This is a genomic window from Nocardia sp. NPDC057353 (assembly GCF_042667085.1).
In the GTDB taxonomy this organism is placed as follows: Bacteria; Actinomycetota; Actinomycetes; order Mycobacteriales; family Mycobacteriaceae; genus Nocardia.
Genome location: NZ_JBHVAK010000084.1, coordinates 1 through 21,925 on the forward strand (window position 1 = coordinate 1; position 21,925 = coordinate 21,925).

Genomic DNA, 21,925 nt, shown 5'->3' on the forward strand with positions numbered 1-21,925 from the left:
ATGCGACAGTCACCACAGGCTGGGGTGACTGTCGCATCGCCTGCGGCGGCTCGGCTGATTTTTGCGGCCGGGCTGATTTTGCGGCCCGGCGCCGCGTGCGCCGTCCGCCCTCGTCGTCCGCTTTCGCGCCGCCGCGCAGTTCGATGCTCGCGTCCGCGAAACCGAACCCTGAACGGCTCAGGTCGATTCCGGCCAACCATCCGCCGGACCCGGTGGGTCCGTGACCAAGCGCCCCGCCAACCAGCAGTCCCGCCGGACACCGCGCTGCACAGCGCCGAGCCGCTGCATACCCTCGTACCGAAACCCGTTGCGCCGCACGACTCCGGCCGAAGCCCGGTTCCCGACGTAGGCGAGCCACCCGATCCGGGTCAACCCGAACCCGTCGGCGGCGAAGCCGAACGCGCACACCAACCCGACGGCCCGCGACATGAGCCCGGAACCGCGCTCCCCGGCGGCCAACCAGAACCCGATCTCGGCGGCCCCGTCCCCTCGATCGTGCAACCCGATACTGCCGAGCATCGGCCCATCGGCAGCCCGCCGCACCGCCCAGACCGGGGAACCTCCCGCCCACCCGGTGCCGACGATCTCGGCGAGGTAGAACTCCGCATCCGCCCGCCGGTAGGGCACCGGAATCGTCACCCACTCGGCGATCGCCGGATCCTGGCAGTGCGCCACAATGGTGTCGATGTCCGACTCCTGCGGCCGGTTCAGCACGATGGTTCCGTCGGTGAGCTCCATACGGCATGGTGACACGGCCCGAGACAGCGGATCATCCCCTTTTATGACCTGTCGGCAGCGCACCGCCGCGCGCTCCGTAGAATCGTGCGCGATGGTCGCCGCCTACCTCGCCGAACTGTTCGACACGCACCGCACCCGCCTGCTCGGGCTCGGGTACCGGCTGACCGGCAGCATCCGCACCGCCGAGGACGCGGTCCAGGAGAGCCTGCTCCGGCTGAACGGCGTGCACCAGTCCGAGATCGACGACTTCGGCGACTGGCTCACCGGCGCCGTCGCCGCGATCTGCGCCGACCACCTGGTCGCCGCGCAGCGCGCTGCCGCGGCGGCGCAACGCCTTCCGGACCCGCTGGTCACCCCGCTGGTGTCGCGCGGCGGCGGCGCGTGGGCGGAGATCGCGCGGCACCGGGCGAATCGCCTCCCCACCCTGGTCGCGCTGACCGCGCTGACCCCGGCGCAGCGGCTCGCCGCGGTCCTGCCCGAGCTGCCCGTCGAGCGGATCGCGGCCTGGCTGGATCTGGAGTTGGACGCCGCCGAGCGGGCCGCCGTCATCGGCAGGGCCGCCGCCACCGCGCTGCCGGACCCGGCGACCGAGCCCGAGCACGAGGCCGCGGTGCGCCGGCTGCTCACCGCGCTGCGCTCCAGGGCGCGAGCGGCGGTCCGCGACGGGCACGAACCGGACCGCGGCACCGGCGAGGTGGCGAGCGGGCTGCACACACAGGCACAGGCGCTCGCGGCGACCGCGGACGGCCCGGTGGTCACCGAGGGGCAGGAGCGGGTGGCCGAGCGGCTGCTCGCGCTCGCCGCCGAGCACGGCATCGGCTGCCCGGACGCGGACCCGGCGGGCTGCTACGAATTCGTCGGGGTGAACGGAGAACTGGGGTTGCTGCTGCGCGGCCCCGAGGTGGACCGGGTGCTCGGGTTCGCGGTGCGGGCGGACGCGGTCTGGCGCGTCTTCGACATCCCGGCGCCCGCCCCCGGCTGGGGCTGACCCGGCCGGGGTGCCGCGCGACACCCCGGCCGCGGCCGCTACGGCGTCGAGGAGCCCAGGAACCAGTCCGGGGTCGACGAGCCGAATCCACCGTTGCCGGTGGAGGATCCGGTGAACCAGTCACCGGTCGAAGAGCCGAGGCCGACGATCAGGTCGTGCGCTCCGGCGCGGATGAGACCCAGCACTGAACCGGCGACCTCCGACGCGGCCGGTTGCAGAATCAGGTCGAGGTACGAGGCCATACACGCCCCTTTCGAGATACCACCTCGAGGGTGGTTGTGAGGTAGAACACCGGCAGGCTAGCGCTCTCATGGACACCGCACAACAGCCCAGCTAGAGGCGTTGATTTGAATGTGAAATATTGGCTTTCGCTATCACGGCGCAACGAAAATGGCTGGGATACGCTTCCGGCATGACCGCCGGAGTCTCCGCCACCGTCGCCCGCCTCCGCCCCTTCGCGGCCACGATCTTCGCCGAGATGACCGAGCTGGCCGTCCGGCACGACGCGGTCAACCTGGGCCAGGGCTTCCCGGACAGCGACGGCCCGGCGGGGATGCTCGCGGTGGCGCGCGAGGCCATCGCGAGCGGCGGCAACCAGTACCCGCCCGGCCGCGGCGTCCCCGCGCTGCGCCGGGCGATCGCCGCCGAGCGGGCGAGCCGCACCGGCGCCGAGTACGACCCGGAGACCGAGGTCCTGGTGACCGTCGGCGCCACCGAGGCGATCGCCGCCACGTTGCTCGGGCTGGTCGAGCCGGGCAGCGAGGTGGTGCTGATCGAGCCGTACTACGACTCCTACGCCGCCGCCGTCGCGCTGGCGGGCGCGCACCGCCGCACCGCGCGGCTGGTGCAGGACGGCGACGGCTTCGCGCTCGACCTGGATAGCCTGCGCCGCGCCATCACTCCGGCCACCCGAATGCTGGTGGTGAACTCGCCGCACAACCCGACCGGCGCCGTGCTGAGCCGCGCCGACCTCGCCGTGATCGCCGAGCTGGCCTGCGAGCACGACCTGCTCGTGCTCGCCGACGAGGTGTACGAGCACCTGGTGTACGACGGCGGCGAGCACCTCAGCGTGGCCGCGCTGCCCGGGATGGCCGAGCGCACCGTCGTGGTCTCCAGCGCCGCCAAGACCTTCAGCGTCACCGGCTGGAAGATCGGCTGGGCGCTCGGCCCGCGCCCGCTGATCGACGGCGTGCTGGCGGCCAAGCAGTTCCTCACCTTCGTCGGCGGCGGCCCGTTTCAGCCCGCGGTGGCGCACGCGCTGGAGCACGAGCGCGGCTGGGCCGTCGAGCTGAACGCCACCCTCGCCGCGCGCAGGCAGCGCCTCGCCGCCGCGCTCGCCGACACCGGGCTCGCGGTGCGGCGCAGTGCGGGCGGCTACTTCGTCTGCGCCGACGTCACCCCGCTCGGCATCGCGGACGGCCTCGCCTTCTGCCGCGAACTCCCCGCACGGCTCGGTGTCGCCGCCGTCCCGGTGAGCGCCTTCGCCGACGACACCGCCGCCTGGAACCACCTCGTCCGGTTCACCTTCTGCAAACGGGACGAGACGCTGGACGAGGGGGTCCGCAGGCTGCGCGCGGGCGTCGGCGGTCGCTGATTTCGTCCGGTTCGCCCGGATCGCTGCGATTGACACCCTTCTCCGGAGCCGCCTAGGTTCAGGAATCGTGAGTTCCGGTATGTGGGGGGCGGGCTCGTCGAGCCGGGTGGTCCTCCGATGAAAGTTCTGCAGCTGCTGCGTCGCGTCCTGCTCAACCCGATCGGCCGGATCGCGGCCGCGCTGGCGGCGTTCGGGCTTTTCGCGATGGTGATGGTGTGGGTGGGGAATCCCTACTCGGAGCCCGCGTCGCCCGGGGCCACGGCGAGCAGTGCGTGGACCGCCCCGTCCGCCCCGCCGCCCGGGACGACCGCGGCGGCGCCGCCGCCCGGGTTCCCGAGCATGACCTACCCCCCGCCCATGCCCGCACCGGAGGGTGGAGAGCAGGAGGTGCCGACCAAGTTCGGGCTCAGCTACTCGGTGCCAGACACCGAGCAGTGGGACACCGACAACTCGACCGTCGCAGGCTGGTCCGACAGTCGGGACAGCATCATCTACGGGGCGGCCAGCTCCTATCGCGACACCTATTGCGCGGAGGTGCGGGGTGCGTCGCTCGCGCTGGTCGGAGTGACGGGCCGCAACGCGGTCGATCTCGACACCGCTGCCAGGGACGAGGTGGCCAAGGCCGAGCTGATCTTCGGCGACGAGAGCGGGCGCACGCCGCGGGTCGAGATCCGCGGGCCGGTGCAGTTCGAGGTGTCCGGCCGTCCGGCCGTTCGCTACACCGCCGTCGTCACCGATATCCCGGCCCGGACGCCGTGCGACCCGCCGAGCGCGCACTTCGACATCGTCGCCACTCCCGGCTACGCGTCGGCCGAGGTCGCGCTGCTGATGGTCGAGCGTCACCAGGGTCTGGACGACACGCTGCGCGACGCCGAGGCCGAGGCCATCATCGCTTCGCTGCGCAAGACCGACTGATATCGACGGGGGATTTATGGAACCGCTACGAGCACGCCCGCACCAGATCGCCGGCCTCGGCAATCTGGTCAACGACCTGGGCGCCGACGGCGCCGCCATCGCCACCTTCGTCGGCGGCAACTGCCCGCCGAACGACGAGCATTTCGCCGGCGCGATCATCGCCGACCTGCTGCCGCCGCTCAGCACGCTGTCGGACGCGTTCCGGGGGCGGATGGCGGATATCGGCACACACTGCACGACCACCGCGGTCGAGTTGAACAAGGCCGCGTGGATGTACCACGACATGGAGCAGAAGAACTACGCGGCGCTCAACGCGGTGACCGTCGGTGCGGCGGGCGCGCCGTCCGCCGATCCGGGGCCTGCGGTCGAGCGTGCCGGGGACACCGCGCCGTACGGGGCCGTGACCGCCTATCCCAAACCCGAACAGGTGAAGCTGGAACCGCCCACGGTCAACCAGGAGGACACCGCGGCGCTGATCGGCGAGGTCGCGCCGTGGCTCGGGGATGTCAACGAGTCGATCAAGAGCGTGACGCGGATGGCGGGCGCGGAGGTCGATCCGCTGGTTCTGGTGCTGAAACCGATCGAGGGCAACTGGAACGAGGTGCGCCGGATCGGCGAGGCCTACAAGGTCGCCGGGAATGCCATGGAGGCGACCGGGAAGAACCTGGAGAACGGCGTCCGGCTCGTCGGTGAGCACTGGAACGGCAAGGCCGCGATCGCTTTCGAGCAGGACTGGGCACGGCGGCAGATCGCGGCGATGAAGTGGGAGGGGCCGGTCGGCCGGGTGATCGCCGACGTGGCCGGGAAACTCGCCGACGAAATCCGGGAGGGCATCAAGCAGGCGCTGCTCAAGCTGAAGGAGATGCTCGAGGAGTACATCGAGGTCACCACCGTCAAGGGCATCTTCAAGCAGGCGATCAAGAAGGTCCCCGGGCTGGGGCAGATCCTCGAGGTGGTCGACCTGGGTCACAAGATCTACACCATCGTCTCCACCGTCCGGGAGATCGTGGACAAGATCGAGGAGACGAAGAACAAGCTGAAGGAGTTCCTGCAGTTCCTGTCCGAGCCGACCCAGGTCGTAGCGGACAAACTGCACGAGAAGATGCAGCCGGCGCTCAAGACGGCCGCGATCGCCAACGACTTGAAAGAGATCGCGCAGGTGAACAGCACTACGGAACGGCCGCGGGAGAGCTACGAGGTCGGCACCGGCGGGCAGCCGTGGGAGAACGGGTGAGACCGAACTGGGAGAGCCACCGCGACCCTGACGTCGAGCCTGCCATCGAGGCCGCGGCGCGGCGCGTGCTCGACAGTGTGGACGACCTGCGGACGGTACGGCTGCGGGTCGAGCGGATGGATGTGTCCGCGCTCCTGCGGCAGCCGACTGTGGTCACCGAGGAGCTGATGGCGGAGTTCGCGGCGCTGCCGCACGCCTCACCGGAGCTGCGGGAGTACGCGGAGCGGGTGCGGGCGGGCGAGTGCGCGTGGGCCGATATCGAGCGGTCGGCCCGGCCGTTGCCACCCGAGGTCGCCGACCTGAAATCGTCGCCGCGCTTCGTCTGGCCGTGGACGCCGCAGCCGGAGCCGCCCGCCCCGCCGCCGCGGCCGCGATCCGGGGTGGTCGGGCCGAGCGATTGGCCGGACGACTTCGAGGAGTACCCGGACGGGAAATCCTGGCTCGTCTGAGAACCCTGACGCTCCCTGTCAGGGTTCAGCGGAAGGCTGCGGGTATGACAACGACGCGCTTCTACACCGCAACCAGCCTCGACGGATATATCGCCGACCCGGAGAACAGCCTGGAGTGGCTCTTCGCGGTCCCCGGCGCGAGCACCGCGGAGGAGGATACCGCCGAGCTGATCGCGAAGACCGGCGCGATGTGCATGGGGGCCACGACCTACGAGTGGATGCTCGAGCACGACGAGCCGGGGCAGTGGGAGCAGGCCTACGGCGACCGGCCGTGCTGGGTCTTCACGCACCGCGAACTGCCCGCGCTGCCGGGGGCGAACCTGCGCTTCGTCGCCGACGACGTGCGGGCGGCGCACGCCGACATGGTCGCGGCGGCGGGCGGGCAGGACATCTGGGTGATCGGCGGCGGCGATCTGGCGGGCCAGTTCGCCGATGCCGGGCTGCTGGACGAGGTGGTGGCCGCGGTCGCGCCGGTCACGCTCGGCGGCGGCGCGCCGCTGCTGCCGCGCAGGCTGCTCAGCGACCGGCTGACGCTCACCGGAGTCGAGCAGGTCGAGCAGTTCGCCGTGCTCACCTACCGGGTCGGCTGAGCCGGGGTCAGGCGGGGACGGGCTTCGCGCGGTCGGTGGCGAGCAGCACCGCGATCGCGCCGAGCATCGTCCCCATCACCCAGCGCTGCGCGCGCAGCCACAGCGGCCGCCCGGCCAGGAACCCGGCGATCCCGCCCGCGCCCAGCACGATCAGCGCGTTCACCGTGAGCGCGACCGCGATCTGCACCGCGCCGAGGCTCAGGCTCTGCACCCACACCCGCCCCGCGCCCGGCTCCACGAACTGCGGGATCAGCGCCATGTACATGATGGCGATCTTCGGGTTCAGCAGGTTGGTCAGTAACCCCATGGTGAACAGGCGGCGGGCCGGGTCGGCGGGCAGCTGGTTCGGCGCGAACACCGACACTCCGCCCGGCCTGACCGCCTGCCACGCCAGCCACAGCAGATACAGCGCCCCCGCCACCTTGATCCCCACGTACAGCCCGGGGACCACCGCGAACACCGCCGTGATCCCGGCCGTCGCCGCCGCCAGGTACACCCCGAACCCGGCCGCCACCCCACCCAGCGAGATCAACCCCGCCGCCCGCCCCTGCGACACCGTCCTGGAAACCAGGTACATCATGTTCGGCCCCGGGGTCAGCACCATCCCCAGTGCCGCCAGCGCCACTCCCGCCACCGCCGTCGTCGTCACCATGGATCCGATCGTGGCCGGTCCGGCCGGTGTTGTCGAGGGCCAGTAGGCGACCGCTGGACGGGTCTCACACCGGTTGCAGGAAGAACTTGGTCGGGTTGTCCGGGTTCTGCGCCCCGATGAATCGGGACTCCGCATCGACCACGGCTCCGTCGGCCAAGCCGCGGAAGAGCTCCGAACTCGGTGAGGGAGCCACCACCTGGCGTGGCTCGGCGCCGCGTAGGAAGACGTAGTAGGTATCCACGCCGGTGTCCGACCCCACCGGGCGCAAGCCCTTCCAGCAGTACTCCGCCGGTAGCCCGATTGCCGTGTTCATCGCAGGCAGCGTGGTCACCGAAGTCACCACCGCCATCCGATCCCAGTCGCCTGCGGCCCAACCCGCCGCCGCGGTCAGTTCCCGCAGCGAGTACGTGCCGGGTGTCTGCGCCGTCGCATCGACGGTTCGACGCAGCGCGGCGTCATCGCCCAGCGGGGTGCTCGTCGATTCGAGGTCGAACGCGCCCGTTTCGCAGGTGGGCTGCTCAGCTGCGGACTGGTCGGAACAGGCGGTCGCCACCGCAGTGATGGCGGCGAGGAGCATAAGCCGTGATCGCAGAGTCATCCGTTGGTTCCTTCGGGAAGAGGAATGCTGAGCCGGGGAGCCTCGCCGGTGTGTTCGAGCGCGACCCGGTCACTCCACTCGATCTGTCCGGTGCTGTCGAGCACGATGGCATCACCGGCTCGGATCCGATCCATGATCAAGCCCTGGAGTTGTTCCGGCGTCGCGTCCGGGTTGTCAATCGCGACCTGCCTGCCGATCGAATTGTTGTAGAGATCCATGGCCTCGCGCGTCGGCGCGGCCGCACCGAGTTCTTCGTGTGCGGTGGCGTAGCGCTGGGTCCAGTCCTCGCCGTAGCGCTGGGTCATCAGCGCGTTCCAGTACATGTGCCGGAAAGCGTCGCCATGACCGTCGGATTGTCCTTTGTCCGGCAGGACTTCGTGCGCCGTCGACTCGGCCTGGGACTTGATCTCGAAGAAGTCGGAGATATCGCGGACCGCGAGTGGCCCGGACGTACCGAGGCGGAAGGTCAGTAGCGCGATCTCGGAAGGGGTCATCAGAATCGGCTGGAAATCCGGGCTCAGGGCTCGGATTCGTTCCAGCACGATGCCGGAGGGCCAGAGCGTCGCCGGCTCGTCCGACGGGGCGGTCTGGAAACGCTGCAGGATGTCCGCGAGTCCCGGATCGCTCGGCATCCGGGTGACCCCCGCGCTGACCTCCCCCGGCAGATTCTCCAACTCCCGTTTGATCTTCTCGGCGCCCTCCAGATCGATCTGCTGTATCGCGGTGAGTGCGGTCCTGATCCGGCTGGTGAGATACAGCTCGTAGGCCTCTTTCTCAGTGAGCCCCGGTAGCCCGAATTTCAGGAGGACCTCGGTATTCGACATGCGGGAATCGACCGCGCCGTCGTCCCGGACGAAGAGGTCGAACTCCGACGCTTCCGCCTCCGCCTTCACGGTGCGGAGCGTATCCACGAAACCGGACATATCCTCCAGTTGCTTATAAATCTGCTGCTGGATTTCGGTGAAGACCTGCACGGTGCGCCGGGCTTGATCGCGGTCCTGCGCGGAGCGGGTGCGGACCGCCTCCGCTGTGTCGCCCTTGAAGTAGTCATACGACGCATCAACCGTCGCGGCTGACTGCTGCGTCTCCATATCGAGCTTGTCCGCTGCGTCCGCGAAGGCTCGTGCCATGGCGATGGTCGTGCTCGGATTCCAGGACAGGACCAGCGGGACCGTGATCGACGTCGTGTAATTGCCTCCGCTCATCGCGGCTGCGCCTGCTTCAGCTGGGCCGCGGACGCGTCCTCCTGCCGGATGAAGGCTGCTACCGCTTGCTCGGTCCGATCAGCGAAGTCACGAAGTCGTGCGACGTGGAACTTCACGACTTCGTCGAGTGCCGGTGCGAGCTGGTCGGTGACATCGGCGATTTGCGAGTGCTGCATCGTTCTGACCGCGACCCGTCCGCGCGCCAGCGGAACGAGCGTCTCGGTTGCGTCGGCGTGCTGCCTGATCTTCGCGATGAGCGCGCGAGTTTCTTCGACCTTCAGATCGGGATTACCCATGACCGTCCCCCCTCGGACATCTGCTGCGGTGACGATACCGCCCCGGAGCGGACCGTGGAGTTGCTGGGACAATGGGGGCAACCAATGGGCAAGGAGGGGCTGTGACCGACGGTCCGCTGATTGTGCAGAGCGACAAGACGCTGCTGCTGGAGGTCGATCACGAGTCGGCCGGTGCCGCGCGGATGGCGATCGCGCCGTTCGCCGAGCTGGAGCGCGCGCCCGAGCACGTGCACACCTACCGGATCACCCCGCTGGCGCTGTGGAACGCGCGCGCGGCGGGGCACGATGCCGAGCAGGTGGTGGACGCGCTGGTGCGGTTCTCCCGGTACGCGGTGCCGCAGCCGCTGCTGGTGGACATCGTGGACACCATGGCCAGGTACGGGCGGCTGCAGCTGGTGAAGCACCCGGCGCACGGGCTGACCCTGCTGAGCCGGGACCGCGCGGTGCTGGAGGAGGTGCTGCGGCACAAGAAGCTGGCGCCGATGCTGGGCGCGCGGATCGATGACGACACCGTGGTGGTGCACCCGTCCGAGCGCGGGCGGATCAAGCAGATGCTGCTGAAGATCGGCTGGCCCGCCGAGGACCTGGCCGGGTACGTGGACGGCGAGGCGCACCCGATCGAGCTGGACACCGCGACCAACGCCTGGCACCTGCGCGACTACCAGGAGATGGCGGCCGACTCGTTCTGGGCGGGCGGCTCCGGCGTCGTGGTGCTGCCCTGCGGCGCGGGCAAGACCATGGTGGGCGCCGCGGCCATGGCGAAGGCGAAGGCGACGACGCTGATCCTGGTCACCAATACCGTGGCGGGCAGGCAGTGGCGCCGCGAACTGCTGGCCCGCACCAGCCTCACCGAGGACGAGATCGGCGAGTACTCCGGCGAGCGCAAGGAGATCCGCCCGGTCACCATTGCGACGTACCAGGTGATCACCCGGCGCAGCAAGGGCGAGTACCGGCACCTTGAGCTCTTCGACAGCAGGGACTGGGGGCTGGTGATCTACGACGAGGTGCACCTGCTGCCCGCGCCGGTCTTCCGGATGACGGCGGACCTGCAGTCCCGGCGCAGGCTCGGGCTGACCGCGACGCTGGTCCGCGAGGACGGCCGGGAGGGCGACGTCTTCTCGCTGATCGGCCCCAAGCGCTACGACGCGCCGTGGAAGGACATCGAGGCGCAGGGCTGGATCGCCCCGGCCGACTGCGTCGAGGTGCGGGTGACGCTCACCGACGCCGAGCGGATGGCCTACGCCGTCGCCGAGCCGGACGAGCGCTACAAGCTCTGCTCGACCGCGCGCACCAAGATTCCGGTGGTGCGCTCGATCCTGGCGCGGCACGCCGGATCGCAGTGCCTGGTGATCGGCGCCTACCTGGACCAGCTGGACGAGCTCGGCGCCGAGCTGGACGCGCCGGTGATCCAGGGCGCCACCAAGACCAAGGAGCGGGAGGCGCTGTTCGACGCCTTCCGGCGCGGCGAGATCCCGGTGCTGGTGGTGAGCAAGGTCGCCAACTTCTCCATCGACCTGCCGGAAGCCTCCGTGGCGGTGCAGGTCTCGGGTACCTTCGGCTCCAGGCAGGAGGAGGCGCAGCGGCTCGGCAGGCTGCTGCGGCCCAAGCAGGACGGCGGCCAGGCGCACTTCTACTCGGTGGTCGCGCGCGACACGCTCGACGCCGAGTACGCCGCGCACCGCCAGCGTTTCCTGGCCGAGCAGGGGTATGCCTACCGCATCACCGACGCGGACGACCTGCTCGGCCCGGCGATCGGCGACCAGGGACCATAAGTGGAGGCACGTCCTCCGATAGCTGTGCTAGGAATGAGACGTGCGACGCTTCGAATTCGTGGTGGACCACCGGCACGCGCACGCGGTGAACGAAGTCGTCGCCGAGCTACGCAGGCGGCGCCTGCTCGCCGCGGTCGCCGCCGTGCTCGCAGGCGCGGCGACGGCGTGGCTGGTCTGGCTGAACCACCCCTGGTCGTACCTGCTCGCGGTGGCGTTCGCGCTCGGCTTCGTGGTCGCCGTGTGGGTGGTGCTGTGGAGCGGACGGCTCGCCACCGTCGACCGGCTCTACGAGGGTGAGCTGGTGCCCGCGGTGGTGTCGGCGACGGTGAAGTCCGGCGTGGTGCTGCTCGCCCTGGTGAACGTCGCAGGGCCGGAGGCGCCGGGCCCGCGGTACGCCCTGGTCACCCGCAAGGTGCGGGCGCTGCCCGGGCACCGCGCCGCCGAGGGCGAGCGGGTGCCCGCGATCGCGGTGCGCACCGACGGCGCGCCGCGCCAGGTCGGGCAGCGCTGGTCGATCGTGAGCGTCATGCCGATCGCTTGGGGCACCGCGGACGAGGCCGTGCTGGAGCGGGCCCGCGACGCCATCGGCGCGGCCGAGTGGCGGCTGCTCACCGAGAACCTGGAGCTCGCGGCGAAGGTGCGCAGCAGCACCTTCAAGCGGCTGCTCCTCGACCCGCAGCAGCTGCCGGACGAACTCGGCGCCTGACCGGGGAGAAATCGCTCGCCGCGGCCTGCGCCCCGAACCTACACTGCCGCCATGATCCCGGCCGCCAACCTGCTCGCCTTCCTCGCCGCCGCCACGCTCATCGTCGTCGTGCCGGGGCCGGGGGTGCTGTTCACCATCGGGCGGGCGCTCGCGCTCGGGCGGCGGGCCGCGCTCATCTCGGTGCTCGGGCACGCGCTGGGGGTGCAGGTGGCGCTGCTCTTCGTCGCGGTCGGGCTGGGCGCGGTGCTGGCCGCGTCGGCGACCGCCATGGCGGTGGTCAAGGTGGCGGGCGCGCTGTACCTGATCCACCTGGGCATCCAGGCCATCCGGGAGCGGAAGGCGCTGCGCGACGTGCTCGGCGCGCAGCCCGCCGCCTCGGGTACCAGGGTGTTCCGGCAGAGCGCTGTGGTCGGGGTGACGAACCCCAAGGCGATCGTGTTCTTCGCGGCGGTGCTGCCGCACTTCACCGACCCGGCGGGGGGCCCGCTCGCGGTGCAGCTGCTGGTGCTCGGCTCGATCTTCCTGGTGATCGCGCTGGTCTGCGACAGCGTCTGGGCGCTGCTCGCCGTCTCGGCGCGGGGCTGGTTCGCGCGCTCGCCGCGCCGGCTGGAGGCGGTCGGGGGCGCCGGTGGCGCGATCATCGTCGGACTCGGCGCGTCGGTCGCGGCGGAGCAGGGGCTCGCCGCGCGCTGAACCGCGTACGCTCGGGCAACATCACGGCGGGCGGAGGAGGGGTATGCGGTCGACGGGCGCGACACTGCTGGTAGCGGCGCTGTGTGTGCTGGTAGCGGCGGGTCCGGCGGCCGCGCAGCCGGACCCCTTCGCGGGCGCCCCCGGCCTCGGCGACCCCTACTACCCGCTGGACGGCAACGGCGGCTACGACGTCGCGCACTACGAGGTCGAGCTCGGCTACGACCCGCCGAGCCGCGTCCTGGACGCCACCGCCACCATCGACGCCGCCGCCGCCCAGCCGCTGCGCGCCTTCCACCTCGACTACACCGGCCCGCCGGTGCGCATGGTGACGGTGAACGGCCTGCCCGCCGCCTTCCGCATCCAGGACGAGCAGGAGCTGGTGGTCACCCCGCTGCTCCCGCTGCTGCCCGGGCTCCCCTTCCGGGTGGTCGTCGACTACGGCGGCCCCATGCCGGACACCGGGGGCGAGGGCTGGACCTACGCCCCGAGCGGCGGCGCCTTCGCCGCGGGCGAGCCGCACTCGGCGCGCACCTGGTACCCGCTCAACGACACCCCGCTGGACAAGGCCACCTTCACCCTGCGCGCCAGGGTGCCCGCCGAGTGGCAGGTGATGGGCAACGGCCTGCGCACCAGGGACGAGGTGATCGGCGGGCAGCGCCACGTGGACTGGGAGCACGCGCACCCCACCATCGGCTACCTGACCACCGTCGCCGTCGACCGCTTCGAGTTCCTGGAGCAGACGGCGTCGGACGGCACCCCGATCCTGAGCGGCTTCGCCCCAGGCGCGCTGCGCCACCGCGAGCTGGAGCAGCGGCTGCCGGAGATCCTGGATTTCGCCACCGCGCTCTTCGGGCCCTACCCGTTCGAGGCGGCGGGCGGCATCTACCTCGACACCGAGCTGCCCTTCTCGCTGGAGACGCAGACCAGGCCGACCTACGCCGAGTGGGTCGACCTGAACACGGTGGTGCACGAGATCGCACACCAGTGGTGGGGTGATTCGGTCGCCATCCGCTCCTGGGCCGACATCTGCCTGAACGAGTGCTTCGCCTCCTACACCGCCGACTACCTGTGGCCGGAGCGGGTCGACGGCGTCGACCCGGACGCCGAGTACCTGGAGACCGTGCGGCGGTTCCTGGACGAACCGCGGTTCTGGGAGATCCCGCTCGGCGACCCGGGCGCGGGCAGCGAGTTCACCTCCGTCTACTACCGCGGGCCGCTGTTCCTGCACGCCCTGCGCCGCAGCGTCGGCGACGAGGTCTTCTTCGCCGCGCTGCGCGACTTCCCGACCGCCTACGCGGGCGGGAACGCCTCGATGGCCGAGTGGCGCACCTTCGTGCAGCGGCGCACGGAGGTCCCGCTGGACGGCTTCTTCGACGCCTGGCTCGGCGGTGCGACCCCGCCGCCGGACGAATACCTCTTCCCCGGCGGCCTGCGCGGTTAGTCAGGCAGCTCGCGCCGCGCCTTCGCCACCCGGCGGCGGGCCCGCTCGGCGTCGGTCTCGGCCGCGCGCAGTGTTTCCCGCGCGGCCTTGTCGGCGGTGCGGGCGAAGCGGTGCCGCTCCTCGGCGGCGGCGAGTTCGGCGCGCAGCTCCGCGATCCGGGATGCGGTGTCGCGCACGGCTTCCGCCGCCGTCGCCGCGGCTTTTTCGGCCGAATCGCGCTCGGCCTCCGCGGTGTCGAGTTCCGCCTCCGCCTCGCCGATCCGCCGCCGGAGCTCGGCTTCGCGCTCGGCGGCGGCGTCCTGCCTCCGCTGTATCGCGGAATCGTGCTCGGCGGCGGTGCCCCGCTTCCGCTGTATCGCGGAATCGCGCTGTGCGCCGGTCTTTTTCGGGGCGGAAGTTCTGGGGGCGACGACGGCGAGTTCCGGCCCCGCGGGGCCGAACCCGGCGTAACTGGTGGCACTGGCGAGGGTGCCGAGGCGGACTTTTTCCGCCACCTCCGGATCGGCGAGCGCCGCGGTCAGGGTGTTGCCGACCTCTCTGAGGACCGCCTCGCCGACCGGTCTTTCCCGCTCGGCGGCGAGCTCGGCGGCCCGCCTGGCGAGCGCGTTCACCACCTGCCCGCGCTGGGCGGTGAGCGTGCGCAGCTGCACCCCGGAGAGCTCGCGCTGCGCCGTGCGCAGTGCGTCGCCGAGCGCGAGCAGCGCCTCGACCTCGTCGGATGCCGAACGCGCCAACAGATTCACCGCCCAGGCGGCGACCGTCGGTCTCCGCAGTGCGCCGATCGCGGCGGCCAGCTCCCGCTCGCCCGCCGCCTTCGCGGCGGCGACCCGCTCGGCCCTGGCTGCCACGAATTCGCCGGGGGCGAGACCGTACAGCTCGACGGCGACGTCGCTGAGGCTCATACTTCTCGAGCGTAACGACCGGGTTCCCCGGCTCGACACGCAACACGAATTGCTCGACTGCTCGACCCTGAGCTCTGCGGAAGGTACGCCTAGTGGACACCAGCTACTCGACCCTGTTCCTGCTCGGACAGATTCTCCCGAACATTCTCCGCAGCAGCGCGCTGGCGCTCTGGGCCCTGACCTGACCCGCTTTCCTCGTCCGAATCCGGCGGGCGAAGTCGTTAATGCGCGGCTCCGACCCTGACGATATTCTCTCCGAGTTCGCGAACAGCGCGAACATTCGGTGAGAGAGGTCTATTCCGTGAAGTTCCCTGCGACGAGGCGGTCGGCGCGTGCCGTGCTCGCCCTCGTGTCGGCGTCCGTTGCTGCGGTCGCCGTTGTCGGCTGTTCGTTCATCGAGGACGCGGGCAAGTCCGACACCGCCAAGGCGGCGGTCGGCGACTGCATCAACGTGATCGAGGGCTCGGCCGTCGACTCCAAGACGGAGCCGATCGACTGCTCCTCGGAGAAGGCCGTCTACCAGGTCGTGCAGACCTCGGAGACGAAGACCGAGTGCGCGGCCGACTACACCTCCTACGAGGAGACCCTGGGCGACAGCACGACGGCCTTCCTGTGCCTCGCGCCGAACTTCAAGGAGGGCAGCTGCTACGAGGACAGCATGCTCACCGGGTACAAGCACGCCGACTGCGCCGCCACCGAGGCCAGCTTCAAGGTGGTCAAGCGGATCGACGGCCAGGTCGACGAGCTGCTCTGCGGCGAGGACGCCGACAAGTTCATCACCGTGCAGGAGCCGAAGGTGACCTTCTGCCTGGGTTCCCCCACGGCGTAGTCACTCCAGGAGTGCGACCGACGCGATCCGGTGCAGCGTGAACTGCCGGACCGCGCCGGTCACCGGGTCCAGCGCGTCGAGCTGGCCGTTGCCGACCTTGAGCGGCTCCACCACCCGCTGGGTGGCGACGCCCTTGGCGTCGACGTAGCCGATATTCACCGAACGCCGCACTCGCGCCGCCAGCTGCAGCAGCGCGAGGGTGGCGGCGGTACTCGTCCTGGTGCCGTCGGTGCGCACCGAGCGCCCCGACCTGGCCCCGGCGGCCCGCTCCCCGGCCCTGAGCTCGGCCACCAGCTGCTCCAGCTGGTCGGTGCTCGGCGGGGTCGGGCGGTACGCCTGCCTGCTCGTGCCGCGCGGCGGGACGCGGGCCCCGCGCGGGCGCAGGTCGAGCACCGCGCCCGCGGAATCCTCACCGGCCGGGGCGAACCCGGCCGCGCGCAGCCGCTCCAGCACCTCGCCGAGCGGGGCCTGCGCGATGGCGACGGTCGGGGCGATGCCGCGCAGCGCCAGCTCCGTCGCCACCGGGGCGGCGAGCACCTGGGCGAGCAGCGCGGGGTCGTCGCTGCGCAGGAAGGACTGCGCCATCCCCGCGCGGAGCCTGCCGTGCCTGCGCGCCACGTCGTCGATGAGGTAGGTGAGCGCCTGCGGCACCGGGGTGCGCGAGTGCGTGCCGAAGAGCGCGTGCAGCTCGGCCGCGGTGAGCCCGGCGTCCAGCGCGCGCCGCACCGAGCCCTCGCCGACCCGGTACACCGTCGCGGCGCCCGCCGACTCGACATCGGCGGTGAGCGCGATCCGCTGCTCCAGCTCGGGCAGCAGCGGGCCGGGCGCGACCACCGTCAGGTCGGCCTGCACCAGCACGTGGTCCACCGGCTCCGGCAGCGCCGCCGCCATCTCGGCCTCGGCGTCGCCGTCCGCGCTGCCGTGCAGCAGCGCCCGGCCCGCCGAGGTCAGCGCCGCGCGGCCGACCACGCCGAGCGCGGTGGCCTCGGCGAGCGTGCCCGCCACCGCCTCCGGGCGGTACTGCTTGCGCCTGCGCGGCTCCCGCCAGGCCAGGATGCGGGAGATGTCGGCGGCCGGAACCGCGGTGCCGGGCGGGAACTCGGCGAGCAGCCCGAGGATCGCGCGCCGATCCCGCACCGCGTGCGGGCTGCGCAGCTCCAGCGCCAGCGCGGGCAGCGGCTTGTCCGCGGCGTCCCTGCTGCCGATCAGCCACGGCATCCGGTCCAGCTCCAGCCAGGCCCTGGCCACGGCGGCCCAGCGCCGGGCGGGCGGCGCCTCGCCCCAGCCGTCGGACTGCGCGGTCGGGGCCCAGAAGTCGTCGGTGCCGTCGAGGTCGGGCACCGGGTCCGGCAGCCCCTTCGCCAGCAGTCCGGCCGCCGCGAGCACCTCGACCAGCAGCCCGGCCCTCGGCTCGTCCACCCCGGCCTGCTTGCACACCCGGCGCAGCTCGCGCACCCCGAGCCCGCCCGCGCGCAGCGCGGGGGCGGGCATCGCGCCGAGCGCGGCCAGCACGGCGGCGGCGTGCCGCAGGAACTCGCCCGCCTCGCCCGCCGCCGCGGCGTTCGCCTCGGCCGGGGGGTACGCGGTGCGCTCCGGCTCCGGCGGGACCAGCTGGTGCGGCCGGATGACGGCCTCGCCGCGGAGCAGCTGCCCGACGGTGAGCGGGAGCTCGACGGTCTCGTCGTCCACCCGGTGCAGCAGCCCGGCGGCGAGCAGCCGCGGCACCGGCCGGGCCGGGTCGGCGCCGGGGGCGGCGTCCCTGGTCCGCCCGCGCGGGCCGGTGCTCGCCAGCTTCTCCAGCAGGCCGCGCTCGGCCTCGCCGACGCGGTCCAGCGCCGCGGTGAGCTCGGGTTCGGGCAGCTCGTCCCGGATCTCGGTGGCGCTGCCGAGCGGCCACGGCAGCCCCTCGGCGGTGGCGGGCACCAGGTGCAGGTCCTCGCCGTCGTCCCAGAGCAGGGCGCGGGCGGTGAGCCGGGCCAGCGCGGCGTCGACGGCGGCGGCGCCGACCCGGCCGCGCAGCCGCTCGTGCAGCGCGGCGCGGGTGAGCGGCGTGCTGTCGCCCGGCGCCCGCTCGGTGCCGTGCCTGGCCAGCACCTCGACGATCGCGAACTCCAGGGTGTTCAGCTCCTCGGTGGCGCGCAGCACCGAGGCGCGCTGCTCCACCCGCGCGGCGAGCACCGCCATGGAGGACGGCAGCGGCACGGCCAGATCCGGACGCAGCTCCAACAGCCTGACCAGCGTGGCATCGTCTCCGGCGGCGAGCCAGGCGGTGAGCGAGTCGATCGTGGACATCCGATCCAGCCTACGGGGGAGACCGGACGGTGTCCCTACTCCGCGGTCGCCCCGCGTCTGCCAGAATGGGACGCGTGGTGAACAAATCGAAGAAGCCGTACGTCGACAACGGGTGGCCCAAGGTCGCCGACGGCGAGCACGCCGTGACCGAACTCTCCTCGACCCGCTCCGGCAACCTGTCGCCGTTCGGTGAGGACACCGAGTTCCCGCTTCCCGTGGAGCAGCTGCCCTACGTGCACCCGCACACGGTGGTCAACCGCTGACGCAGGCGCAGGCAATCGAACTGACAAGGGCCCCGCATCCTCCGAGGATGCGGAGCCCTTGTCAGGTAACGGCTCAGGAGGGCAGCAGGCCCTTGTTCGCCTCGTAGAAGCCGACGAGCGCCGGATCCAGCTGGGTGTTCTGCGCCTTCGCGGCGTTGAAGAGATCGAGCGCCTGCTGCGGGATGTGCACGCCCTGCGCCTGCACCACCGCGACGGCCCGCTCGACGGCGGTGTAGATCTCCTGGCTCGGGTTCGCCTGCGCCTGCTGCTGCGCCGACTCCTGCGGAGCAGCCCAGCCCTGGGTCTCGACCGGGGCCGTGCGCTGGGTCGGCGCGCTGCTCAGGCCGAGCTTGGCCGAGCAGGACGGCCAGGCGCCCCAGCCCTGGGAGGCGAGCACCCGCTCGGCCACCACGATCTGCTCTTCGCGCGAGGCATTGTGCGCGGACGCGGCGAACTCACCGCCGCCGTGCGACTTCCACGTGCTCGGCGAGAACTGCAGCCCACCCTGGAAGCCGTTGCCGGTGTTGATGCCCCAGTTGCCGCCCGCCTCACACTTCGCCAGGCGATCCCAGTCGGAATCCGGCGCGGCGCTGGCGTTACCCGCGAGGGCGGCGCCCGCGCTGCTGATAACGGCGCCGGTCAGGGCGACCTTGGCAACGGTGCGCCCCGTGGAGGTCGGCTTGCGATGGCGTCCACTCATGTCCGGTGTCTTCCTCTCGTCCGCACCTGTGGGCCGGTGCCAGGCGAACCGCTCGAGTTCGTCGGCCCGATCACCTGCGAACTTCGCCCCTGAGCTTGGGTCGGCTGGTTCCGTTCCCGCGGGGCGAAGCTCGGTGCGGCGGGTCCGGCACTGTCGGAATGTCTTCCGGCTGCGTGACAAACGGTACGACGGATCCGAGGAAAAATCACTATTTGGTAACCGCCGCGTCCCGGGGGTCTCGGCGCGGCATCGCGCGGGGGTGTGGACGTCCGCCCAGGTGATCGGCGGTAATAGGGAGCTGCTTCCGATCGTCACCACTCCGTTATCCCGCTGTTATGTGACCAGGATCACAGTGCTTGGCGGGTAACGAAAAAAAGGACCGCCCCGGTTATCGCGCCCGGCGCCCGGAGCGCAGCGCGAAGATCAGCGCGAGCAGGAAGCCGACCGGCGCCAGCATGGCGAGCAGGTACAGCGGCAGCCCCGGCTTCGAGTCGGTCAGGATCGGGGTGAGGAAGATGGCGATGATCGCCAGCAGCCCGATGCCGAAGAGCGCGAGCGCGACGTGCAGCAGCCGATCGCCCGGCCTGCGCGGGCTGGAAGGGGAGGTCACGCCATCGACGGTAGAACTCGCGTGCTGGGGGCACCCGCACCGGGGTAGACTCGGCGGTTGTCGCGTCCCACGGGTGTGGGGCGCCTATTTTTCGCACCGGGACGATCTCCCTGGACCTTCCGAACAGACGAACGGGTGAGCGCAGTGCCGACCGGCAAGGTGAAGTGGTACGACGTCGAAAAGGGCTTCGGCTTCCTCTCGCAGGACGAGGGTGAGGACGTGTACGTCCGCTCGTCCGCGCTGCCCGACGGTATCGAGGGGCTCAAGCCCGGCCAGCGCGTCGAGTTCGGCATGGCGGCGGGCCGCCGCGGCCCGCAGGCGCTGAGCCTCAAGCTGCTGGAGGCGCCGCCCTCGGTGCGGCAGGGCCAGGAGCGCGCGGGCCGGGGCGAGCGGCGCGAGCCGGTCGCCCGCAGGCACACCCCGGACGAGCTGCACGGCATGGTCGAGGACATGATCACGCTGCTGGAGGCGACCGTGCAGCCGGACCTGCGCAAGGGCCGCTACCCGGATCGCAAGACCGCGCAGCGGATCTCCGAGGTCGTGCGCGCGGTCGCCCGCGAGCTCGACCACTGAGCCCGGCTCACTCCGCGGGCTGCGCCTCCTCCGGCGCGGTGTTGATCGACCAGGCGGCGTGCGGCACGTAGAACTCGCGGCCGGTCTCGTCCCTGGCCAGGATCGGCAGCTGCAGCTCGACGCCGACCAGCCGCAGGTTCGGCTCCGGATTCGACTCCAGCGTGAGGGCCAGCGTCTCCTCGCCGAACTCGTCGTGCGTCATCAGGCGGTCGACCTGCTCGCCGTCCGGGCGCTCGTAGATCAGCTGGGCCAGCCACGGCGCCTCGGCGATCGCGGGCGGCAGCGAGAGCTGCAGCGGGTAGCCCGGCGGCACCTCCAGCTCGACGGTCTCGCCGTAGCGGCAGTTCTCCATGCGCACCGAGCAGTAGAGGAAGGGCGCGACGGTCACCGTGCGGCCGTGCGCGTAGGCGGTGACCGCGGGGTCCTTCGGCTCGGCGTCCCGGATCAGCAGGGCGAGCACGCCCGCGTAGGCGGCGGTGGCCACCAGCAGGACGACGGCGGAGATCGCGACGACGGTACGGGTTCGCGTGGTGGACACCAGCGGGGCTCTCCTCATCGGGTGGGCGGCGGGCCGGGATCGGCCCGCGCGGCGTTCGGCACTTCCTGCTCGGCGTGCTGCGGTCGGTTGCCGCCGAGGCCGGGCAGCAGCGAGTGGCCGCGGTGGCTGAGCACGGTCTGGATCAGCCCGAGCAGCAGTACACCGGAGACCACCGCGAAACCCTTCCACCAGTCGGTCGGCAGCAGCACACCGCCCGCCCCGCCGATCACCCAGCTCAGCTGTAGTACCGTCTCCGACCTGCCGAAACCGGAGGCGATGGACTCCGGCGGCAGGTCGTCCTGGATGGCGGCGTCCAGCGAGACCTTGGCCAGCGCGCTGGCGGCCGAGGCGACCAGCGCGGCGATCGCCGCGCCGAGCAGGTTGTCCAGCAGGATGGCGAGCACCGCGACCACGGTGCAGGCGGTGGCGCAGTAGACGACGATCAGCGCGGGCCTGCCGAGCGGGATCCTGGCGCCGGTGGCGTTGCCCGCGAAGTTGCCGATCGCGGCGGCGGCGCCGACCGCGCCGAGCATGGCGGCCTGCTGGACCGGGTCGACGCCGCTGCCCTTCGCCACGAACGCCACGTAGAAGGTCAGGAAGCCGGTCAGCACCCGGATGGCGCTGTTGCCCCAGAGCCCGGTGACCACCGAGCGGCCCAGCGGCTGCCTGCGCTTGCGCGCGGGCACGGTGGACTCGGTCTCCGGCGTGAGCACCTCGGTGGTGGCGTCGGCGCCGTGGTAGCCGAGCGTCGCGGGCACCTCGCCCTCGGTGACCTCCACCCAGGAGGGGATGCGCAGGCTCAGGTAGGTGCCTGCCACCGCGATCAGCGTGGCCAGCACCAGCGCGCCGTTCGAACCGAAGACCGCCGCGGTGCCCGCCGCCACCGCGCCCGCCCCGAGCGTCCCGCCGACCAGCCCGAAGACCGTGAGCCGGGAGTTGGTGCGCACCAGGTCGATCTCCGGCGGCAGCACCCGCGGCGTGACCGCGCTCTTCAGCACCGCGAACGATTTGCTGCCGATCAGCATGCAGAGCGCGAGCGGATACAGCCCCCAGGTGTCGAACTCCAGCACGAGCAGCACCGCGATCACCGCCCGCGCCGCGAACGAGGTGGCCAGCGCCAGCCTGCGGCCGCGCTGCAGCCGGTCCAGCAGCGGGCCGATGAGCGGGGCGATCACCGCGAACGGCGCGATCGTGATGAGCAGGTAGAGCGCCACATTGGTCTTGCTCTCCGCGGTGGCGCTGGCGAAGAACAGGGTGTTCGGCAGCGCCACCCCGATGGCGGCGTCCACCGCGGACTTAGCCATGGTGGGGGAGGTGAGCGCGGGGAGCCCGGACTCCTCGGCGCCC

26 protein-coding genes are annotated in these 21,925 nt (G+C 71.6%); 13 read left to right on the top strand and 13 right to left on the bottom strand.

What is annotated here, in order from left to right; translation table 11 throughout:
- Positions 1-196 (bottom strand): hypothetical protein (locus ACFUUZ_RS28935; protein ID WP_378701706.1); only part of this gene is annotated, 196 nt, incomplete at its 3' end.
- Positions 178-738 (bottom strand): GNAT family N-acetyltransferase, encoded by a 561-nt coding sequence (locus ACFUUZ_RS28940; RefSeq protein ID WP_378701708.1) that lies wholly within the window; start codon positions 736-738, stop codon positions 178-180. The genes ACFUUZ_RS28940 and ACFUUZ_RS28935, both read right to left, overlap by 19 nt.
- A 91-nt stretch (positions 739-829) precedes the next feature.
- On the opposite strand from ACFUUZ_RS28940, the gene ACFUUZ_RS28945 reads away from it, so the two are divergent.
- A complete protein-coding gene (locus ACFUUZ_RS28945; RefSeq protein ID WP_378701710.1) occupies positions 830-1,726 on the top strand; it encodes a sigma factor in 897 nt (298 codons plus the stop codon).
- Positions 1,727-1,764: 38 nt separating this feature from the next.
- On the opposite strand, the gene ACFUUZ_RS28950 is transcribed toward ACFUUZ_RS28945, so the two are convergent.
- The gene (locus ACFUUZ_RS28950; protein ID WP_378701712.1) at positions 1,765-1,968 is read right to left on the bottom strand and encodes a hypothetical protein; all 204 of its coding nucleotides are present in this window, start codon (positions 1,966-1,968) and stop codon (positions 1,765-1,767) included.
- 170 nt (positions 1,969-2,138) lie between these two features.
- Here ACFUUZ_RS28950 and ACFUUZ_RS28955 point away from each other — a divergent pair, with 170 nt between their 5' ends.
- The 5 genes from ACFUUZ_RS28955 to ACFUUZ_RS28975 all read left to right on the top strand — a co-directional run bounded on the left by ACFUUZ_RS28955 (position 2,139) and on the right by ACFUUZ_RS28975 (position 6,508).
- Positions 2,139-3,320 (top strand): pyridoxal phosphate-dependent aminotransferase, encoded by a 1,182-nt coding sequence (locus tag ACFUUZ_RS28955; RefSeq protein WP_378701714.1) that lies wholly within the window; start codon positions 2,139-2,141, stop codon positions 3,318-3,320.
- Between the two features lie 117 nt (positions 3,321-3,437).
- On the top strand, positions 3,438-4,235 hold the full coding sequence (locus ACFUUZ_RS28960; protein ID WP_378701716.1) for a hypothetical protein: 798 nt from the start codon (positions 3,438-3,440) through the stop codon (positions 4,233-4,235).
- 16 nt (positions 4,236-4,251) lie between these two features.
- Positions 4,252-5,469, top strand: coding sequence for a hypothetical protein (locus ACFUUZ_RS28965; protein WP_378701718.1), 1,218 nt, complete (start codon positions 4,252-4,254; stop codon positions 5,467-5,469).
- Positions 5,466-5,918 carry a hypothetical protein gene (locus ACFUUZ_RS28970; protein ID WP_378701719.1) on the top strand — a complete coding sequence of 151 codons (453 nt, stop codon included), beginning with the start codon at positions 5,466-5,468 and terminating at the stop codon, positions 5,916-5,918. The genes ACFUUZ_RS28965 and ACFUUZ_RS28970 overlap by 4 nt, the downstream gene beginning before the upstream one ends.
- 44 nt (positions 5,919-5,962) lie before the next feature.
- The gene (locus tag ACFUUZ_RS28975) at positions 5,963-6,508 is read left to right on the top strand and encodes a dihydrofolate reductase family protein (protein WP_378701721.1); all 546 of its coding nucleotides are present in this window, start codon (positions 5,963-5,965) and stop codon (positions 6,506-6,508) included.
- 7 nt (positions 6,509-6,515) lie between these two features.
- On the opposite strand, the gene ACFUUZ_RS28980 is transcribed toward ACFUUZ_RS28975, so the two are convergent.
- The 4 genes from ACFUUZ_RS28980 to ACFUUZ_RS28995 all read right to left on the bottom strand — a co-directional run bounded on the left by ACFUUZ_RS28980 (position 6,516) and on the right by ACFUUZ_RS28995 (position 9,259).
- Positions 6,516-7,160, bottom strand: coding sequence for a LysE family translocator (locus tag ACFUUZ_RS28980; RefSeq protein ID WP_378701723.1), 645 nt, complete (start codon positions 7,158-7,160; stop codon positions 6,516-6,518).
- Between the two features lie 64 nt (positions 7,161-7,224).
- Positions 7,225-7,758: a hypothetical protein gene (locus ACFUUZ_RS28985; protein WP_378701725.1), complete on the bottom strand. Its 534-nt coding sequence runs from the start codon at positions 7,756-7,758 to the stop codon at positions 7,225-7,227.
- The gene (locus tag ACFUUZ_RS28990) at positions 7,755-8,963 is read right to left on the bottom strand and encodes a DUF6973 domain-containing protein (RefSeq protein ID WP_378701727.1); all 1,209 of its coding nucleotides are present in this window, start codon (positions 8,961-8,963) and stop codon (positions 7,755-7,757) included. The genes ACFUUZ_RS28985 and ACFUUZ_RS28990 overlap by 4 nt, the downstream gene beginning before the upstream one ends.
- The gene (locus ACFUUZ_RS28995; protein WP_378701729.1) at positions 8,960-9,259 is read right to left on the bottom strand and encodes a hypothetical protein; all 300 of its coding nucleotides are present in this window, start codon (positions 9,257-9,259) and stop codon (positions 8,960-8,962) included. The genes ACFUUZ_RS28990 and ACFUUZ_RS28995 overlap by 4 nt, the downstream gene beginning before the upstream one ends.
- A gap of 101 nt (positions 9,260-9,360) precedes the next feature.
- On the opposite strand from ACFUUZ_RS28995, the gene ACFUUZ_RS29000 reads away from it, so the two are divergent.
- From ACFUUZ_RS29000 to ACFUUZ_RS29015, 4 genes are read left to right on the top strand one after another with little or no spacing between them, the layout of a single operon-like run.
- The gene (locus ACFUUZ_RS29000) at positions 9,361-11,031 is read left to right on the top strand and encodes a DNA repair helicase XPB (protein WP_378701731.1); all 1,671 of its coding nucleotides are present in this window, start codon (positions 9,361-9,363) and stop codon (positions 11,029-11,031) included.
- A 40-nt stretch (positions 11,032-11,071) separates the two neighbouring features.
- Complete coding sequence (locus ACFUUZ_RS29005) at positions 11,072-11,737, top strand: DUF3239 domain-containing protein (protein WP_378701733.1); 666 nt, start codon at positions 11,072-11,074, stop codon at positions 11,735-11,737.
- A 51-nt stretch (positions 11,738-11,788) separates the two neighbouring features.
- Entirely contained in the window at positions 11,789-12,430 is a 642-nt protein-coding gene (locus ACFUUZ_RS29010; protein WP_378701735.1) for a LysE family translocator, read from the top strand.
- Between the two features lie 43 nt (positions 12,431-12,473).
- Positions 12,474-13,871, top strand: a complete 1,398-nt coding sequence (locus tag ACFUUZ_RS29015; protein WP_378701737.1) for a M1 family metallopeptidase — start codon at positions 12,474-12,476, stop codon at positions 13,869-13,871.
- On the opposite strand, the gene ACFUUZ_RS29020 is transcribed toward ACFUUZ_RS29015, so the two are convergent.
- Positions 13,868-14,773, bottom strand: coding sequence for a hypothetical protein (locus tag ACFUUZ_RS29020; protein WP_378701739.1), 906 nt, complete (start codon positions 14,771-14,773; stop codon positions 13,868-13,870). The two genes, ACFUUZ_RS29015 and ACFUUZ_RS29020, sit on opposite strands and share 4 nt — an antisense overlap.
- 349 nt (positions 14,774-15,122) lie before the next feature.
- On the opposite strand from ACFUUZ_RS29020, the gene ACFUUZ_RS29025 reads away from it, so the two are divergent.
- Entirely contained in the window at positions 15,123-15,602 is a 480-nt protein-coding gene (locus ACFUUZ_RS29025; protein ID WP_378701741.1) for a hypothetical protein, read from the top strand.
- Here ACFUUZ_RS29025 and ACFUUZ_RS29030 read toward each other — a convergent pair whose 3' ends face one another.
- A complete protein-coding gene (locus ACFUUZ_RS29030; protein ID WP_378701743.1) occupies positions 15,603-17,894 on the bottom strand; it encodes a helicase-associated domain-containing protein in 2,292 nt (763 codons plus the stop codon). It lies immediately after the preceding gene.
- 74 nt (positions 17,895-17,968) lie between these two features.
- Here ACFUUZ_RS29030 and ACFUUZ_RS29035 point away from each other — a divergent pair, with 74 nt between their 5' ends.
- The gene (locus ACFUUZ_RS29035) at positions 17,969-18,157 is read left to right on the top strand and encodes a hypothetical protein (protein ID WP_378701745.1); all 189 of its coding nucleotides are present in this window, start codon (positions 17,969-17,971) and stop codon (positions 18,155-18,157) included.
- A 73-nt stretch (positions 18,158-18,230) separates the two neighbouring features.
- Here the strand turns inward: ACFUUZ_RS29035 and ACFUUZ_RS29040 are convergent, their stop codons facing one another.
- Positions 18,231-18,857, bottom strand: a complete 627-nt coding sequence (locus ACFUUZ_RS29040; protein ID WP_378701747.1) for a transglycosylase family protein — start codon at positions 18,855-18,857, stop codon at positions 18,231-18,233.
- A gap of 388 nt (positions 18,858-19,245) precedes the next feature.
- Positions 19,246-19,467, bottom strand: a complete 222-nt coding sequence (locus ACFUUZ_RS29045) for a hypothetical protein (RefSeq protein WP_378701749.1) — start codon at positions 19,465-19,467, stop codon at positions 19,246-19,248.
- Between the two features lie 144 nt (positions 19,468-19,611).
- On the opposite strand from ACFUUZ_RS29045, the gene ACFUUZ_RS29050 reads away from it, so the two are divergent.
- On the top strand, positions 19,612-20,040 hold the full coding sequence (locus ACFUUZ_RS29050; RefSeq protein WP_378701755.1) for a cold-shock protein: 429 nt from the start codon (positions 19,612-19,614) through the stop codon (positions 20,038-20,040).
- A gap of 7 nt (positions 20,041-20,047) precedes the next feature.
- Here the strand turns inward: ACFUUZ_RS29050 and ACFUUZ_RS29055 are convergent, their stop codons facing one another.
- Together ACFUUZ_RS29055 and ACFUUZ_RS29060 are read right to left on the bottom strand one after the other, a co-directional pair.
- On the bottom strand, positions 20,048-20,578 hold the full coding sequence (locus ACFUUZ_RS29055) for a DUF2771 domain-containing protein (protein ID WP_378701751.1): 531 nt from the start codon (positions 20,576-20,578) through the stop codon (positions 20,048-20,050).
- A gap of 14 nt (positions 20,579-20,592) precedes the next feature.
- Positions 20,593-21,925 (bottom strand): MFS transporter (locus ACFUUZ_RS29060; protein ID WP_378701753.1); only part of this gene is annotated, 1,333 nt, incomplete at its 5' end.

What these genes read in the sequence shown, in the direction of transcription:
- ACFUUZ_RS28940 (WP_378701708.1), bottom strand. Translation starts at nt 738, where the DNA reads ATGGAGCTCACCGACGGAACCATCGTGCTGAACCGGCCGCAGGAGTCG.
- ACFUUZ_RS28945 (WP_378701710.1), top strand. Translation starts at nt 830, where the DNA reads ATGGTCGCCGCCTACCTCGCCGAACTGTTCGACACGCACCGCACCCGC.
- ACFUUZ_RS28950 (WP_378701712.1), bottom strand. Translation starts at nt 1,968, where the DNA reads ATGGCCTCGTACCTCGACCTGATTCTGCAACCGGCCGCGTCGGAGGTC.
- ACFUUZ_RS28955 (WP_378701714.1), top strand. Translation starts at nt 2,139, where the DNA reads ATGACCGCCGGAGTCTCCGCCACCGTCGCCCGCCTCCGCCCCTTCGCG.
- ACFUUZ_RS28960 (WP_378701716.1), top strand. Translation starts at nt 3,438, where the DNA reads ATGAAAGTTCTGCAGCTGCTGCGTCGCGTCCTGCTCAACCCGATCGGC.
- ACFUUZ_RS28965 (WP_378701718.1), top strand. Translation starts at nt 4,252, where the DNA reads ATGGAACCGCTACGAGCACGCCCGCACCAGATCGCCGGCCTCGGCAAT.
- ACFUUZ_RS28975 (WP_378701721.1), top strand. Translation starts at nt 5,963, where the DNA reads ATGACAACGACGCGCTTCTACACCGCAACCAGCCTCGACGGATATATC.
- ACFUUZ_RS28980 (WP_378701723.1), bottom strand. Translation starts at nt 7,160, where the DNA reads ATGGTGACGACGACGGCGGTGGCGGGAGTGGCGCTGGCGGCACTGGGG.
- ACFUUZ_RS28985 (WP_378701725.1), bottom strand. Translation starts at nt 7,758, where the DNA reads ATGACTCTGCGATCACGGCTTATGCTCCTCGCCGCCATCACTGCGGTG.
- ACFUUZ_RS28990 (WP_378701727.1), bottom strand. Translation starts at nt 8,963, where the DNA reads ATGAGCGGAGGCAATTACACGACGTCGATCACGGTCCCGCTGGTCCTG.
- ACFUUZ_RS28995 (WP_378701729.1), bottom strand. Translation starts at nt 9,259, where the DNA reads ATGGGTAATCCCGATCTGAAGGTCGAAGAAACTCGCGCGCTCATCGCG.
- ACFUUZ_RS29010 (WP_378701735.1), top strand. Translation starts at nt 11,789, where the DNA reads ATGATCCCGGCCGCCAACCTGCTCGCCTTCCTCGCCGCCGCCACGCTC.
- ACFUUZ_RS29015 (WP_378701737.1), top strand. Translation starts at nt 12,474, where the DNA reads ATGCGGTCGACGGGCGCGACACTGCTGGTAGCGGCGCTGTGTGTGCTG.
- ACFUUZ_RS29020 (WP_378701739.1), bottom strand. Translation starts at nt 14,773, where the DNA reads ATGAGCCTCAGCGACGTCGCCGTCGAGCTGTACGGTCTCGCCCCCGGC.
- ACFUUZ_RS29030 (WP_378701743.1), bottom strand. Translation starts at nt 17,894, where the DNA reads ATGTCCACGATCGACTCGCTCACCGCCTGGCTCGCCGCCGGAGACGAT.
- ACFUUZ_RS29040 (WP_378701747.1), bottom strand. Translation starts at nt 18,857, where the DNA reads ATGAGTGGACGCCATCGCAAGCCGACCTCCACGGGGCGCACCGTTGCC.